The organism is Mycolicibacterium agri, assembly GCF_002553505.1.
GTDB lineage: Bacteria > Actinomycetota > Actinomycetes > Mycobacteriales > Mycobacteriaceae > Mycobacterium > Mycobacterium agri.
The window spans coordinates 1-13,135 of record NZ_PDCP01000072.1 but is presented as its reverse complement, the minus strand read 5'-3'; the positions used below and the strand labels follow the sequence as shown (position 1 = coordinate 13,135).

Below are 13,135 nucleotides of genomic sequence, written 5' to 3'. Positions count from 1 at the left end.
AGAACCACCTAAGCTAGCGGGCTGTGATCACCCGCATGTCCGAGCTGTTCCTGCGCACGCTGCGCGACGACCCGGCCGACGCCGAAGTGCCCAGCCACAAGTTGCTGATCAGGGCCGGCTACATCCGGCCGGTCGGGCCCGGGCTGTACAGCTGGCTGCCGCTGGGGCTGCGGGTGCTGCACAAGATCGAGCGAGTCGTGCGCGAGGAGATAGTCGCGATCGGCGGGCAGGAGATCCTGTTCCCGGCGCTGCTGCCGCGCGCGCCGTATGAGGCGACGAACCGCTGGACCGAGTACGGCGACTCGTTGTTTCGGCTCAAGGACCGCCGCGACAACGACTATCTGCTCGGCCCCACCCATGAAGAGTTGTTCGCGCTGACGGTGAAGGGGGAGTACAGCAGCTACAAGGACTTCCCGCTGCTGCTGTTCCAGATCCAGACGAAGTACCGCGACGAGGCCCGTCCGCGCGCGGGCATCCTGCGCGGCCGCGAGTTCGTCATGAAGGACTCCTACTCCTTCGACGTCGACGACGACGGGCTGCGCGTCGCCTACCAGCGCCACCGCGAGGCCTACCAGCGCATTTTCGACCGGCTGGGGGTGCGCTACGTCATCGTGTCGGCTGTTTCCGGCGCCATGGGCGGCAGCGCGTCCGAGGAGTTCCTCGCCGAGAGCGACATCGGCGAGGACACGTTCGTGCGGTGCCTGGAGTCCGGTTATGCCGCCAACGTCGAGGCCGTCGTCACGCCGGCGCCCGACCCGCTGCCCATCGACGGCCTGCCCGAGGCCAAGGTGTACGACACTCCGGATGCCCCGACGATCGCCACGCTGGTCGAATGGGCCAACACCGTCGACCTCGGGCGGGAGATCACCGCCGCGGACACCCTCAAAAACGTGTTGCTCAAAGTCCGCCAGCCCGACGGCGACTGGGAGCTGCTGGCCATCGCCGTGCCCGGAGACCGCGAGATCGACGACAAACGCCTGGGCGCCGCGCTCGACCCCGCCGAGTACGCCTTCCTCGATGATGCCGACTTCGCCAAGCACCCCTTCTTGGTGAAGGGCTACGTCGGCCCGAAGGCATTGCGGGAGAACGGCGTTCGCTATCTGGTCGACCCGCGGGTAGTGGACGGCACGTCGTGGATCACCGGAGCTGACGCCCCCAACAAGCATGTCGTCGGCCTGGTGATGGGCCGCGACTTCACCGCTGACGGCACCATCGAAGCGGCCGAGGTGCGCGACGGAGACCCGTCGCCGGACGGCGCAGGTCCGCTGGTGTCGGCCCGCGGCATCGAAATCGGCCACATCTTCCAGCTGGGCCGCAAATACACCGACGCGTTCAACGTCGATGTCCTGGGTGAGGACGGCAAGCCGGTGCGGCTGACGATGGGGTCTTACGGCATCGGGGTGTCGCGGCTGGTCGCGGTGATCGCCGAGCAACACCACGACGAGCTCGGCCTGCGCTGGCCGTCGTCCGTGTCGCCGTTCGACGCCCATGTGGTGATCGCCAACAAGGACGAGGCCGCCCGCGCCGGCGCCGGCGAGCTGGCCGCCGAGCTGGACCGGCTTGGCGTCGAGGTGCTGCTCGATGACCGGTCGTCGTCGCCGGGCGTGAAGTTCAAGGACGCCGAGTTGCTGGGGGTGCCGTGGATCGTGGTCGTCGGCCGCGGCTGGGCCGACGGTGTTGTCGAGCTGCGCAACCGGTTCAGCGGCGAAACCCGCGAGGTGCCCGTCGACGGCGCGGCAGCCGCGATCGCCGAAGCCCTCACCTCCTGACCGCGAGCAGACGCAAAGGTCCGCCCTTTCCTGGGACTTTGCGGGCACGAACGTCTGCTCGCGAGGGAGAGGTGACCTCGGGCGCGCCCGAAGAAGCCCTATTGCTCGGTGCCGCCGGGGAAAGGCTCGTTGACCGGCGTGGCGCCCAGCACCTTGTTCCAACGCGCGGTCGCGACGGCCGCCTGGGTGAGCGCCTTCAGGGCGAACTCCCGATACTCGCTGCTGGTGGCCTGTTCGAGCACCGCGCGCCAGGCGACTGCGGCGTCCTCTTCCATGCGCACCGCGAGGTTGGCGGCGTCGGTCGGGTTGTCCACCTCCATGGGCAGCTCGTAGCCGGCGGCGGGCAGCGGCGGGTCCACCGACCGCTCCTCGAGCATCTCGATCGCGGCCTCGCGGCGTTCGCGGTGCTCGGCCATCGCGCCGGACACCAGCTTGTTGTTCTCGGGCAGGGAGTGGGCCGACACGAAGCCGTAGCCGTAGATGACGGCATGCTCGGTGGCCACGGCGTCGAACAGCGCGGCCACATCGGCATCGGGCGGCCGCGGCGGGCCGTCCGTCTCGACAGTCGGCTCCGGTGAGGTCATGTCAGCGCCACCGTGAAAGCCGCCGTGCAATACGCCGCGATCGACCCCACCAGCCCCGCGCGGTAACCGGACAGCTGCGGCGCCAGGCTGGTGGCGCTGTCGGCGGACTTCCGCAGGGCCGCGGCGACGTCCCTGACCGTCGGCGGCGTCGCCTGCGCAGGGGTGGTGCTGGTCGTCGTCGGGGCGGTCGACGCCGTCGTCTCTCCGGTGATGCGGGCGATCTCGTCGGAGAGGGCCTGCGCATGCTCCGAACGCGCCGACGACACCGCCGCCAGCGCGGGCTTCTGCGCGGGGCCGGCCGCGGTCGCGGCGTCGCTGGCCAGTTGGCTGTCACTGCGGGCCAGATCGAGTTGGGTCATCAGGTCGTCGAGCTCAGGCGGGGGCGGGGACTTGCCGCACGCGGCGGACGTGACGCTCAGCGCCGCCAGGGCCGCCGTCCCGAGCAGCATGCGGCGCCTGCTGACGAGGGGAAGGGCACTCGGCACAGCGCCATCCTGCCATCGCCCGATTCGGCCGCGCGCATTCGCTGGGTGCCGCCAGCCAGATTCCGGTTCGCCTACTGCTGACTGGCGTATCGTGGGGCGCGTCGGGACAATTCAACATGAGGAGCTCGCCGTGGCATCGGATTCGCAGCTGCGGTCTGCGAGGTTGCCCTCGCAGAAGCAGGTGATCGAGCTACTCGACGGCGAGTTCGCGCGCGCAGGTTATGAGATCGAAGACGTCGTCATCGACAGCGCCGCGCGCCCACCCCGCATCACCGTGATCGCCGACGGGGACGAAGGGCTCGACCTCGAAACCATCGCCAACCTGTCGCGGTCGGCATCCGAACTGCTCGACCGGCTCGACTCCTCGAAGAAAGCCTCGCCCTATGTCCTCGAGGTCACCTCACCCGGCGTCGACCGGCCGCTGACCGAGGAGAAGCACTACCGGCGCGCCCGCGGCCGCAAGGTGGAGTTGACGTTGTCCGACGGATCGCAGTTGAGCGGCAGGCTCGGCGAGACACGCGACGGCACCGTCCGCGTGGTGGTGCGCGAGCGAGGCAAGAACTACTCCGTGCGCGAACTGCCCCTGGACGGGATCGCCAAAGCTGTTGTGCAGGTTGAGTTTTCAACTCCCGACCAGCGGGAACTGGAGTTGGCCGGCGGGACGGGGAAGGGGGCGTAAGCATGAATATCGACATGGCGGCGCTGCACGCCATCGAGGCCGACAAGGGCATTTCCGTCGATGTCGTGGTGGAGACCATCAAGTCCGCGCTGCTCACCGCCTATCGCCACACCGAAGGGCATCATCCCGACGCCCGCATCGAGATCGACCGCAAGACCGGCGCCGTGCAGGTGATCGCGCGCGAAACCGACGAGGACGGCAACGTCATCAGCGAATGGGATGACACCCCAGAGGGATTCGGCCGCATCGCCGCCACCACCGCACGTCAGGTGATCCTGCAGCGGCTGCGTGACGCCGAGAACGAGAAGAACTACGGCGAGTTCTCCACCCACGAGGGCGAGATCGTCGCCGGCGTCATCCAGCGCGACAGCCGCGCCAACGCCCGCGGGCTCGTCGTGGTGCGGATCGGCAGCGAAACGAAGGGCTCCGAAGGCGTCATCCCCGCCGCAGAACAGGTGCCCGGCGAGCGGTACGAACACGGCGACCGGCTGCGCTGCTACGTCGTCGGCGTCACCCGCGGCGCCCGCGAACCGGTGATCACCCTGTCGCGCACACATCCCAACCTGGTCCGCAAGCTGTTCTCGCTGGAAGTGCCCGAGATCGCCGACGGCTCGGTGGAGATCGTCGCGGTGGCCCGCGAGGCCGGGCACCGGTCGAAGATCGCGGTGGCCTCCCGGGTGCCGGGCCTGAACGCCAAGGGCGCCTGCATCGGCCCGATGGGCCAGCGGGTACGCAACGTGATGAGCGAGTTGTCGGGCGAGAAGATCGACATCATCGACTACGACGAGGACCCGGCCAAGTTCGTCGCCAACGCCCTGTCCCCGGCCAAAGTGGTGTCGGTGCAGGTGATCGACGAAGCCGCCCGCGCGGCCCGGGTGATAGTGCCCGACTTCCAGCTGTCGCTGGCCATCGGCAAGGAGGGCCAGAACGCCCGGCTCGCCGCGCGGCTGACCGGCTGGCGCATCGACATCCGCAGCGACGCGGCGACCGCGCCGGACAGCCCGCCGAGTCCCGACGCCGCGCACGGGGTGCCCCACGATAGATAGCCCCGGATAGCTAGCCCATAGATCGGTCCATAGATAAGGCCCCGCCTGCGTTTCTGTTCGCAAGGGCCCAGACGGTAGACTCAGGCGTGATCCAGCGCGAGATTTCGGCGTCGCCGCATCGAAGTACGGAAGGACCCGTACGGACATGCATCGGCTGCCGAAAACGAGGGCTGGCCGCCGAACTGCTACGGATGGTTGCTCGCGACAGCGGGAACGGTGTTTACACCGTGATCGTTGACACAGCAGGTAACCTGCCAGGGCGGGGTGCGTGGCTGCACCCCGACAAGCAGTGTTTGCACGCAGCAATCCGGCGGCGAGCATTCGGACGAGCGTTGCGCATCACCGGCTCACCGGATACATCCGCGGTGTCGGAGCACTTGGAGTCGATCGCAGCATCGTTCGAAGAGCCTCGCCACCCCGGCAACAGAACAGGCAGCGAAGAACATGAGCACACCGTGAAGTCCAGACGATGACCATGCGTCGTAGCTAAACCCGAGGCGCGGCCCACCACCGCTTGCGCCTCATAGACAGGAGAGTAAGTGGCAGGCAAGGCCCGCGTACACGAGTTGGCCAAGGAACTCGGTGTAACCAGCAAAGAAGTACTCGCCCGGCTGAGCGAACAGGGCGAGTTTGTGAAATCTGCATCTTCGACGGTGGAAGCCCCCGTCGCGCGCCGGCTGCGCGAATCCTTCGGCGGACCGAAGCCCGCGCCCGAAAAGGCCAAGGCCGACGGGAACGGCGCGCCCGCGAAGAAGGCGACGGCGGCCAAGGCGTCGGCGCCGGAGAAGGCCCCGGCGGCCAAGCCGGGCCCCAAGCCCGCCGCACCTGCGCCAACGCCGAAAGAGCCCGAGGCTCCGGTCGCGCCGCCGGCACCGGCTGCCTCCGCGTCCGCCCCGGCTCCTGCGCCCGCACGTCCGGGCCCGACACCGGGCCCGCGGCCCGGCCCGAAGCCGGCGCCGCGCACCCCCCGCGTCGGAAACAACCCGTTCTCGTCGTCGCAGCCCGTCGACCGGCCCATCCCGCGGCCGCAGGCGCCCCGACCCGGCGCCCCGCGTCCCGGCGGAGGCCCGCGTCCGGGCGTCACACCAGGCAATATGCCGCCGCGTCCGCCGGGCGCCGTCGGCCGCCCGCGGCCAGGCGGCGCGCGGCCGGGACCGGGTGGCGGTCCACGTCCGGGCGCAGGCCAGGGCGGGCGCCCCGGCGGTGGCGGCGGTGGCTACCGCGGCGGCGGTGCACCTGCAGGTGGTGGCTATCGCGGTCGCCCCGGCGGTGGTGGCCGTCCCGGTCAGCGCGGCGGTGCCGCAGGTGCGTTCGGTCGCCCCGGCGGCGCGCCCAAGCGCGGGCGCAAGTCGAAGCGGGCGAAGCGCGCCGAATACGAGAACATGCAGGCGCCGGTCGTCGGTGGCGTGCGGTTGCCGAAGGGCAACGGCGAGACCATCCGGCTGGCCCGCGGCGCGTCGCTCGCCGACTTCGCCGAGAAGATCGACGCCAACCCGGCCGCGCTGGTGCAGGCGCTGTTCAACCTCGGTGAGATGGTCACCGCGACGCAGTCGGTCAGCGAGGACACGCTCGAGCTGCTCGGCAGCGAGATGAACTACAAGGTCCAGGTGGTGTCCCCGGAGGACGAGGACCGCGAACTGCTCGAGTCGTTCGACCTGACCTATGGCGAGGACGAAGGCGACGAGTCCGATCTGGAGAGCCGCCCGCCGGTGGTGACCGTGATGGGCCACGTCGACCACGGCAAGACCCGACTGCTCGACACCATCCGGCAGGCCAACGTCCGCGAGGGCGAGGCCGGCGGCATCACCCAGCACATCGGCGCCTACCAGGTGACCGTCGACCTCGACGGCAACGAGCGGAAGATCACCTTCATCGATACCCCGGGCCACGAGGCGTTCACCGCCATGCGTGCCCGCGGCGCCAAGGCCACCGACATCGCGATCCTGGTGGTCGCCGCCGACGACGGCGTGATGCCGCAGACGGTGGAGGCCATCAACCACGCGCAGGCGGCCGACGTGCCGATTGTGGTGGCGGTCAACAAGATCGACAAGGAAGGCGCCGATCCGGCCAAGATCCGCGGGCAGTTGACCGAATACGGTTTGGTGCCAGAGGAATTCGGCGGCGACACCATGTTCGTCGACATCTCCGCCAAGCAGGGCACCAACATCGACCAGCTACTGGAGGCGGTGCTGCTGACCGCCGACGCCGCACTGGATCTGCGGGCCAACCCCGATATGGAGGCCCAGGGTGTGGCGATCGAGGCGCACCTGGACCGCGGTCGCGGCCCGGTGGCCACGGTGCTCGTCCAGCGCGGCACGCTGCGTGTCGGCGACTCGATCGTCGCCGGCGACGCCTACGGGCGTGTCCGCCGCATGGTCGACGAGCACGGCAACGACGTCGAAGAGGCGCTGCCGTCGCGGCCCGTGCAGGTCATCGGCTTCACGTCGGTGCCAGGCGCAGGCGACAACCTGCTCGTCGTCGACGAGGACCGCATCGCGCGTCAGATCGCCGACCGGCGCAGCGCGCGTAAGCGCAACGCGTTGGCCGCCCGCAGCCGCAAGCGGATCAGCCTCGAGGACCTGGATTCGGCGCTGAAGGAAACCAGCCAGCTGAACCTGATCCTCAAGGGCGACAACGCCGGTACGGTCGAAGCGCTCGAGGAGGCCCTGCTGGGCATCCAGGTCGACGACGAGGTCGAGCTTCGCGTCATCGACCGCGGCGTCGGTGGCATCACCGAAACCAACGTCAACCTGGCGTCGGCCTCGGATGCGATCATCATCGGCTTCAACGTGCGCGCCGAGGGCAAGGCCACCGAGCTGGCCAACCGCGAAGGTGTCGAGATCCGCTACTACTCGGTGATCTACCAGGCCATCGATGACATCGAGCGTGCGCTCAAGGGCATGCTCAAGCCGATCTACGAGGAGAAGGAACTCGGCCGGGCGGAGATCCGCGCGATCTTCCGGTCGTCGAAGGTCGGCAACATCGCCGGCTGCCTGGTCACCTCCGGCATCATCCGACGCAACTCGAAAGCGCGGCTGCTGCGCGACAACATCGTGGTCGCCGAGAACCTCACGGTGCAGTCGCTGCGCCGGGAGAAGGACGACGTCACCGAGGTGCGCGAGGGTTACGAATGCGGTCTGACGCTGTCGTACTCCGACATCAAGGAAGGCGACATCATCGAGACCTACGAACTCGTCGAAAAGGCGCGGACGTGATGAGCCGCTCCTGCGAGGGGCAGTATGGCTGACCCGGCGCGAGCACGCCGGCTGGCCAAGCGGATATCGGAACTCGTCGCCTCGGCGATCGAGTATGAGATCAAGGATCCGCGGCTGGCCGGCGTCACCATCACGGACGCGAAGGTGACCGCGGATCTGCACGACGCGACGCTGTACTACACGGTGCTGGGTAAGTCGCTCGACGACGAGCCCGACTATGCCGGTGCAGCGGCTGCGCTGGAGAAAGCCAAGGGGGTGCTGCGCAGCAGGGTCGGCGCGGCGCTCGGCGTGCGGTTCACCCCGACCTTGGCGTTTGCGCGCGACACCGTCCCCGACGCCGCTCACCGAATGGAAGAACTGCTGGCGCGAGCCCGCGCCGCAGATGAGAATTTGGCGAGAGTTCGGCAGGGCGCCAAGCACGCCGGTGATGCGGACCCGTACCGTGTCACGGGGGCGGAGGGTGCCAGCGGGGAGCTGGACGACGAGCGAAACGCTGAGGACACCGTTGACCGCGATTGATCCGAAGTTCGACGAAGAAGTCGTCGGTGAGCGCGTAGACGCTCGGGCCGCCGCAGACCTGCTGGCCTCGGCCGGTTCGGTCAGCGTTGTCTGCCACGTCTATCCCGACGCCGACACCATCGGCGCCGGTTTGGCGTTGGCGTTGGTGCTCGACCACGCCGGCAAAGACGTCGAGGTGGCATTCGCGGCGCCCGACCGGCTGCCGGAGTCGCTGCAGTCGCTGCCCGGTGTTCACCTGATGATTCCGCCCGACGACATGCGCCGCGACGCGGATCTGGTGGTCACCGTCGACATTCCGAGCCTCAACCGGCTCGGCTCGCTGCAGGAGCTGGCCTATCCGGGCCGCGAGGTGCTGGTCATCGACCATCACGCCTCCAACCGGCTGTTCGGCACCGCCAACTATGTCGACCCGTCCGCCGACTCCACGACGGTGCTTGTCGCCGAACTGCTCGACGCGTGGGGCAAACCGATCGACTTGCGTGTGGCGCACTGCCTCTACGCGGGCCTTACCACCGACACCGGCTCGTTCCGGTGGGCCAGCGCGCGGGCACACCGGCTGGCGGCCCGGCTCGTCGATCTGGGTGTCGACAACGCCTCGATCAGCCGCACGCTGCTCGACACCCACCCGTTCGCCTGGCTGCCGATGCTGTCGCGGGTGCTGGCATCGGCGACGCTGCTGCCCGACGCCGCCGAAGGGCGCGGACTGGTGTACGCCATTGTGCGACACGAGGAATGGGCCAACGCGCGACCTGAGGAAGTGGAAAGCGTCGTCGACATCGTGCGCACCACCGAGCAGGCCGAGGTGGCCGCGGTGTTCAAGGAGATCGAGCCGGGGCACTGGTCGGTGTCGATGCGCGCCAAGTCGATGGATCTGTCGACGGTCGCGAGCGCGTTCGGCGGTGGCGGCCATCCGCATGCCGCGGGCTATTCGACGACCGGGTCCGCCGACGACGTCGTGCAGGCCCTGTACGTAGCCCTTGGCTGAGCCGCAGCCGGATTCCCCGGTTGCGCCCGCGACCGGCCGCCGCATCGCCGGGCTCGCACTGCCCGCTCTCGGTGTGCTGGCTGCAGAACCCATCTACCTGCTGTTCGACTTGGCCATAGTGGGCCGGCTGGGCGCGCTCAGCCTGGCCGGGTTGGCGATCGGCGCGCTGATCCTGAGCACGCTGGCCTCGCAGATGACATTTCTGTCCTACGGCACCACGGCGCGCTCGGCGCGGTTCTTCGGCGCGGGCGACCGAGAAGCGGCGGTCGGCGAGGGTGTGCAGGCGACCTGGCTGGCGATCGGATTGGGCACGTTCATCGTGCTGGCCGTTCAGATCGTGGCGGTGCCGCTGGTGTCGGCGCTCGCCGCCGGTGGCGACGTCGCCGATGCGGCGCTGCCGTGGGTGCGGATCGCGATCGTCGGCGTGCCCGCGATCCTGATCTCGTCGGCGGGCAACGGGTGGATGCGCGGTGTACAGGACACGGTGCGCCCGCTGCGCTACGTCGTCACCGGATTCACGGTGTCGGCGATCCTGTGCCCGCTTCTGGTGTACGGCTGGCTGGGCATGCCTCGGCTGGAGTTGGCGGGCTCGGCCGTCGCCAACCTCGTCGGACAATGGTTGGCCGCCTTGATGTTCTGCCGCGCGCTGCTGGTGGAGCGGGTGCCGCTGCGCATCCATCCGACGGTGTTGCGCGCGCAGTTGGCCATGGGCCGCGACCTGATCCTGCGCACGCTGGCCTTCCAGGCGTGCTTCGTCTCCGCCGGAGCCGTCGCCGCCCGGTTCGGTGCGGCCGCCGTCGCCGCCCATCAGGTCGTGCTGCAGTTGTGGAATTTGCTTGCGCTGGTGCTGGATTCGCTGGCGATCGCCGCGCAGTCGCTGGTCGGCGCCGCGCTCGGTGCCGGCGCATTGGCGCATGCGAAGTCGGTGGCGTGGCGGGTGACGATCTTCTCCACGGCGGCCGCCGCGGTGCTGGCGGGCATATTCGCCGTCGGCGCGTCGGTACTGCCGAGCGTCTTCACCGACGACGAGTCGGTGCTCGACGCCATCGGGGTGCCGTGGTGGTTCATGGTCGCCCAATTGCCCATCGCGGGAATAGTTTTCGCTCTCGACGGCGTGCTGCTCGGCGCCGGCGATGCGAAGTTCATGCGTAACGCCACGCTGATCAGCGCGCTCGTTGGCTTCCTGCCGTTGATCTGGTTGTCGCTGGCATTCGGCTGGGGTCTACTGGGCATCTGGTCGGGCCTGAGCACCTTCATGGTGCTGCGCCTGTGCTTCGTGTGCTGGCGGTCGTTTTCCGGCCACTGGTTGGTGCCGGGCACGGCCGCGAGGGGTTAGGGCGGCGGCGCGCTGTCCGGGACGCGCTGCGGGCCCGGCTGATCGATGACGATGTCCGACGGTCCCGTCAGCCTGCCCACACCGGGGCGCTCCGGGTCGGGCTGCGGCCATTGCGGCCACTGCCATTCGGGCCATTGCCACTCCGGTATCGGATCGGGCGACACCGGCGGCGGGTCCTCCACGACGGGCGGCGGTTCGTCGACCACGGGTGGCGGCGCGGGCGGCGGCTCGGGTTGCGGCTCGACGACCGGCGGTTGTTCGACGACCCGCGGCGGCGGTGCCTGCACCGTGGGGGCCTGTCGCGGCGAAGGTGGCTCTGCGGGCGGCGGTAACACTTTGGCGGTCGGTGGCGGTGTGTTGTTGGGTTTGACCGGCGCCACCGGCGGCGGCACAGTCTGGCTGACCTCAACCGGAGTGACCGCGACGGTGTTGCGCTGCTGCAGCCAAATCACCGTCAGCCCAAGGGATGCCAGCAGGGCGATGGTGAACAGGACGGCGGGCAGCTTGTCGCGAACACCGTGCCGAGCGCCGCCGCCGATGGTGTCGGTCGCGTTGACCAACTCGATCTCGCCGAGGGTGCGGTCGCGCAGCCACTGCGGTGCGGGAATGAACACCGGCGCGGCGCCCAGCAGCGCGACGGGGTTGACGAGCCTGCGCCGCTCTTCGCTGCAGACGGCGCACTTCTCGATGTGGCGGGATATGCGCTTGCGCATCAACACCGTGAACGTGCCGTCCCAGCCGGCAAGGATCTCCGCGAGGTCGGCGCAACGGTCCGGATCCGCGCGCACCCCGCGGGACACCAGCAGCGCGCCGAGGGTGCGTTCGATCGTCTCCCGTAGGCGGTGCGCGATCACATGTGCGGTGGACTGGCTGACGCCAAGGGCCTGGGCGAGGTCGGCGCCGTCCAGCCCGTGCCGGTAGGCCAACTCGAGCACCGAGCGGTCGCGATCGGACAGGCCACCGGCCGCCTCGGCCACCAGATCGGCGAGTTCCGTTCGGGCAGCGAGTAATTCGGGGCTCGGGTCGTCTGATTCGGCGTCGGGCAGTTCGTCGGAGACGGTTTCGCGTTGGCGGTCTCGGAGGCGGCGAAGCGCTTCGGTCCTGGCGATCGCGTACAGCCAGGGCCGCAGTTTGTCCGGCTCCCGCAGTTGCGTCATACGGGCCGCGGCGATGCAGAACACGTCCTGCACACAGTCGGCGGCGCTGTCGCGGTCGCGCAGCATCCCGCAGCAGAAGTCGTGCAGGCGATGGGCGTAGCGGTCGTAGATGCCGGCGAAGGCGTCGCGGTCGCCCGCCGCGGAGGCCATGACCAGTTCCGCGTCTGTGCCGGACGGGCCGACGATGTCCCACTCGGGTACAGCGGTCATCACAGTGCTTCCCATGGAAGGTGGTCCAATACTACGGCGTCAGGGCTTCGGCTTGATTTCGTCGAACGGGTTCAACACCGGTTTCGGCTTCGCCGGATCGAACTGAGGGATCTGCAGCTTGTCGAGGTCCAGCTGCTCGACGGGGTCCGGCTTCTCCTCGTCCGGCTTCTCCTCGTCCTCAGGCGTCTGTTCCTCGTCCGGCTGCTGGTCGTCCTCCGGCTGCTGGTCGTCCTCCGACGGCGGCGACTGCGGCAGGTCGACGTCGACGATCACCGGAGGGGCGGGAGCCGGCTTGGGCGCCGGGGCAGCGGGCGCGGCCGACGCTCGTGGCGCGCTCACCGCGGGGGGCGGCGCGATCTTCGTGGCCATCACCGGCGACTGGGTGGCAGCGCTCGGCAGCGGCGAGACGACGACGCTGGATTCGGGTGCGATGACGGTCGATTGCGCCGGCTCGACCCAGCCGAACAGCACGGCGCCCAGGGTCGCGCCGCCGATGACGCCCGCGGCAAGTGCGCCGAACAGCTTGGCGCGCGCGAGCGTCGGATCGGGTTCGAAAGCGTCGTCGGTCGTGGATTCGGTGAATGCAACCGGCAGGGGCCTGTCGAACTGCTCGAGTGGGGTGGCGCTCCAGGCCTCGGCGACCGTGGACGGGTCTGATTCGTCGTAGCGCGCGGACGCGAGGGTGTGCGTGGTCGCCAGGGTTTGCGTGGTCGACGCGAAGGCGGTGCTCATGATGCTCTCCTGAGGTTTCGCGGAACCTGGTGGATCCGCTGCTACAGGTAGGAGCACGCAACCCGGCGACTGCTTACGTTTTTTGCGCCGAGTTTTCGACGGTTTTCGACCCCGCCGCGATTGGTGGCGCTAGCTGTACTGCCCAGGCAGGTTGGTCAATCGGGTGATGGGTGGGACCTTGCCGATTGCCGAGTGTTGCCGGTGGTGATTGTAGGTGTGTAGCCAGGTCGGCAGTGCGGATCGTCGGGTGCGTTCGTCGCGGTAGTGGCGGGCGAAGGCCCATTCGTCGGCCATGCTGCGGTGGAATCTCTCGGCGATTTCTGGGGGTGATTGCAACAGCGACCTTGTTGGAGGTTGTTGTGTATCTGAAGGCTTATCCCTGGATTATGCGTCAGTTCTGGGATCGCGTTCGGGATGG

General features: G+C 69.0%; 12 protein-coding genes and 1 pseudogene. 8 read left to right on the top strand and 5 right to left on the bottom strand.

Features of this window, described 5'->3' with window-relative positions; genetic code table 11:
* Positions 1-23: 23 nt before the first annotated feature.
* Positions 24-1,769 (top strand): proline--tRNA ligase, encoded by a 1,746-nt coding sequence (locus CQY20_RS26610; RefSeq protein WP_097943187.1) that lies wholly within the window; start codon positions 24-26, stop codon positions 1,767-1,769.
* A 98-nt stretch (positions 1,770-1,867) separates the two neighbouring features.
* On the opposite strand, the gene CQY20_RS26605 is transcribed toward CQY20_RS26610, so the two are convergent.
* On the bottom strand, positions 1,868-2,353 hold the full coding sequence (locus tag CQY20_RS26605) for a ferritin-like domain-containing protein (RefSeq protein WP_097943185.1): 486 nt from the start codon (positions 2,351-2,353) through the stop codon (positions 1,868-1,870).
* Complete coding sequence (locus CQY20_RS26600; RefSeq protein WP_097943183.1) at positions 2,350-2,838, bottom strand: hypothetical protein; 489 nt, start codon at positions 2,836-2,838, stop codon at positions 2,350-2,352. Before CQY20_RS26600 ends, CQY20_RS26605 begins: the two co-directional genes overlap by 4 nt.
* A 130-nt stretch (positions 2,839-2,968) precedes the next feature.
* Here CQY20_RS26600 and rimP point away from each other — a divergent pair, with 130 nt between their 5' ends.
* The 7 genes from rimP (at position 2,969) to CQY20_RS26565 (ending at position 10,618) form a co-directional block, all read left to right on the top strand.
* Positions 2,969-3,517: a ribosome maturation factor RimP gene (gene rimP, locus CQY20_RS26595; RefSeq protein WP_097943181.1), complete on the top strand. Its 549-nt coding sequence runs from the start codon at positions 2,969-2,971 to the stop codon at positions 3,515-3,517.
* 2 nt (positions 3,518-3,519) lie between these two features.
* Positions 3,520-4,563, top strand: a complete 1,044-nt coding sequence (gene nusA, locus CQY20_RS26590; RefSeq protein ID WP_097943179.1) for a transcription termination factor NusA — start codon at positions 3,520-3,522, stop codon at positions 4,561-4,563.
* 191 nt (positions 4,564-4,754) lie between these two features.
* Positions 4,755-5,036 (top strand): YlxR family protein, encoded by a 282-nt coding sequence (locus tag CQY20_RS26585; protein WP_308494479.1) that lies wholly within the window; start codon positions 4,755-4,757, stop codon positions 5,034-5,036.
* Between the two features lie 66 nt (positions 5,037-5,102).
* A complete protein-coding gene (infB, locus tag CQY20_RS26580) occupies positions 5,103-7,778 on the top strand; it encodes a translation initiation factor IF-2 (protein WP_097943177.1) in 2,676 nt (891 codons plus the stop codon).
* A gap of 24 nt (positions 7,779-7,802) precedes the next feature.
* Complete coding sequence (gene rbfA / locus CQY20_RS26575) at positions 7,803-8,297, top strand: 30S ribosome-binding factor RbfA (protein WP_097943175.1); 495 nt, start codon at positions 7,803-7,805, stop codon at positions 8,295-8,297.
* Entirely contained in the window at positions 8,284-9,282 is a 999-nt protein-coding gene (locus CQY20_RS26570; RefSeq protein WP_163700367.1) for a DHH family phosphoesterase, read from the top strand. Before rbfA ends, CQY20_RS26570 begins: the two co-directional genes overlap by 14 nt.
* A complete protein-coding gene (locus CQY20_RS26565) occupies positions 9,275-10,618 on the top strand; it encodes an MATE family efflux transporter (protein ID WP_097943171.1) in 1,344 nt (447 codons plus the stop codon). Before CQY20_RS26570 ends, CQY20_RS26565 begins: the two co-directional genes overlap by 8 nt.
* On the opposite strand, the gene CQY20_RS35240 is transcribed toward CQY20_RS26565, so the two are convergent.
* The 3 genes and pseudogenes from CQY20_RS35240 to CQY20_RS26550 form a co-directional block, all read right to left on the bottom strand.
* On the bottom strand, positions 10,615-11,985 hold the full coding sequence (locus CQY20_RS35240) for an RNA polymerase sigma factor (protein ID WP_207767326.1): 1,371 nt from the start codon (positions 11,983-11,985) through the stop codon (positions 10,615-10,617). The two genes, CQY20_RS26565 and CQY20_RS35240, sit on opposite strands and share 4 nt — an antisense overlap.
* Positions 11,986-12,024: 39 nt before the next feature.
* Positions 12,025-12,717 (bottom strand): hypothetical protein, encoded by a 693-nt coding sequence (locus tag CQY20_RS26555; protein ID WP_097943169.1) that lies wholly within the window; start codon positions 12,715-12,717, stop codon positions 12,025-12,027.
* A 129-nt stretch (positions 12,718-12,846) separates the two neighbouring features.
* Positions 12,847-13,029 (bottom strand): annotated as a pseudogene (locus CQY20_RS26550) (integrase core domain-containing protein); the annotation flags it as partial.
* Between the last annotated feature and the right edge of the window lie 106 nt (positions 13,030-13,135).

What these genes read in the sequence shown, in the direction of transcription:
- nusA (WP_097943179.1), top strand. Translation starts at nt 3,520, where the DNA reads ATGAATATCGACATGGCGGCGCTGCACGCCATCGAGGCCGACAAGGGC.
- CQY20_RS35240 (WP_207767326.1), bottom strand. Translation starts at nt 11,985, where the DNA reads ATGACCGCTGTACCCGAGTGGGACATCGTCGGCCCGTCCGGCACAGAC.
- rbfA (WP_097943175.1), top strand. Translation starts at nt 7,803, where the DNA reads ATGGCTGACCCGGCGCGAGCACGCCGGCTGGCCAAGCGGATATCGGAA.
- CQY20_RS26555 (WP_097943169.1), bottom strand. Translation starts at nt 12,717, where the DNA reads ATGAGCACCGCCTTCGCGTCGACCACGCAAACCCTGGCGACCACGCAC.
- CQY20_RS26605 (WP_097943185.1), bottom strand. Translation starts at nt 2,353, where the DNA reads ATGACCTCACCGGAGCCGACTGTCGAGACGGACGGCCCGCCGCGGCCG.
- CQY20_RS26585 (WP_308494479.1), top strand. Translation starts at nt 4,755, where the DNA reads ATGGTTGCTCGCGACAGCGGGAACGGTGTTTACACCGTGATCGTTGAC.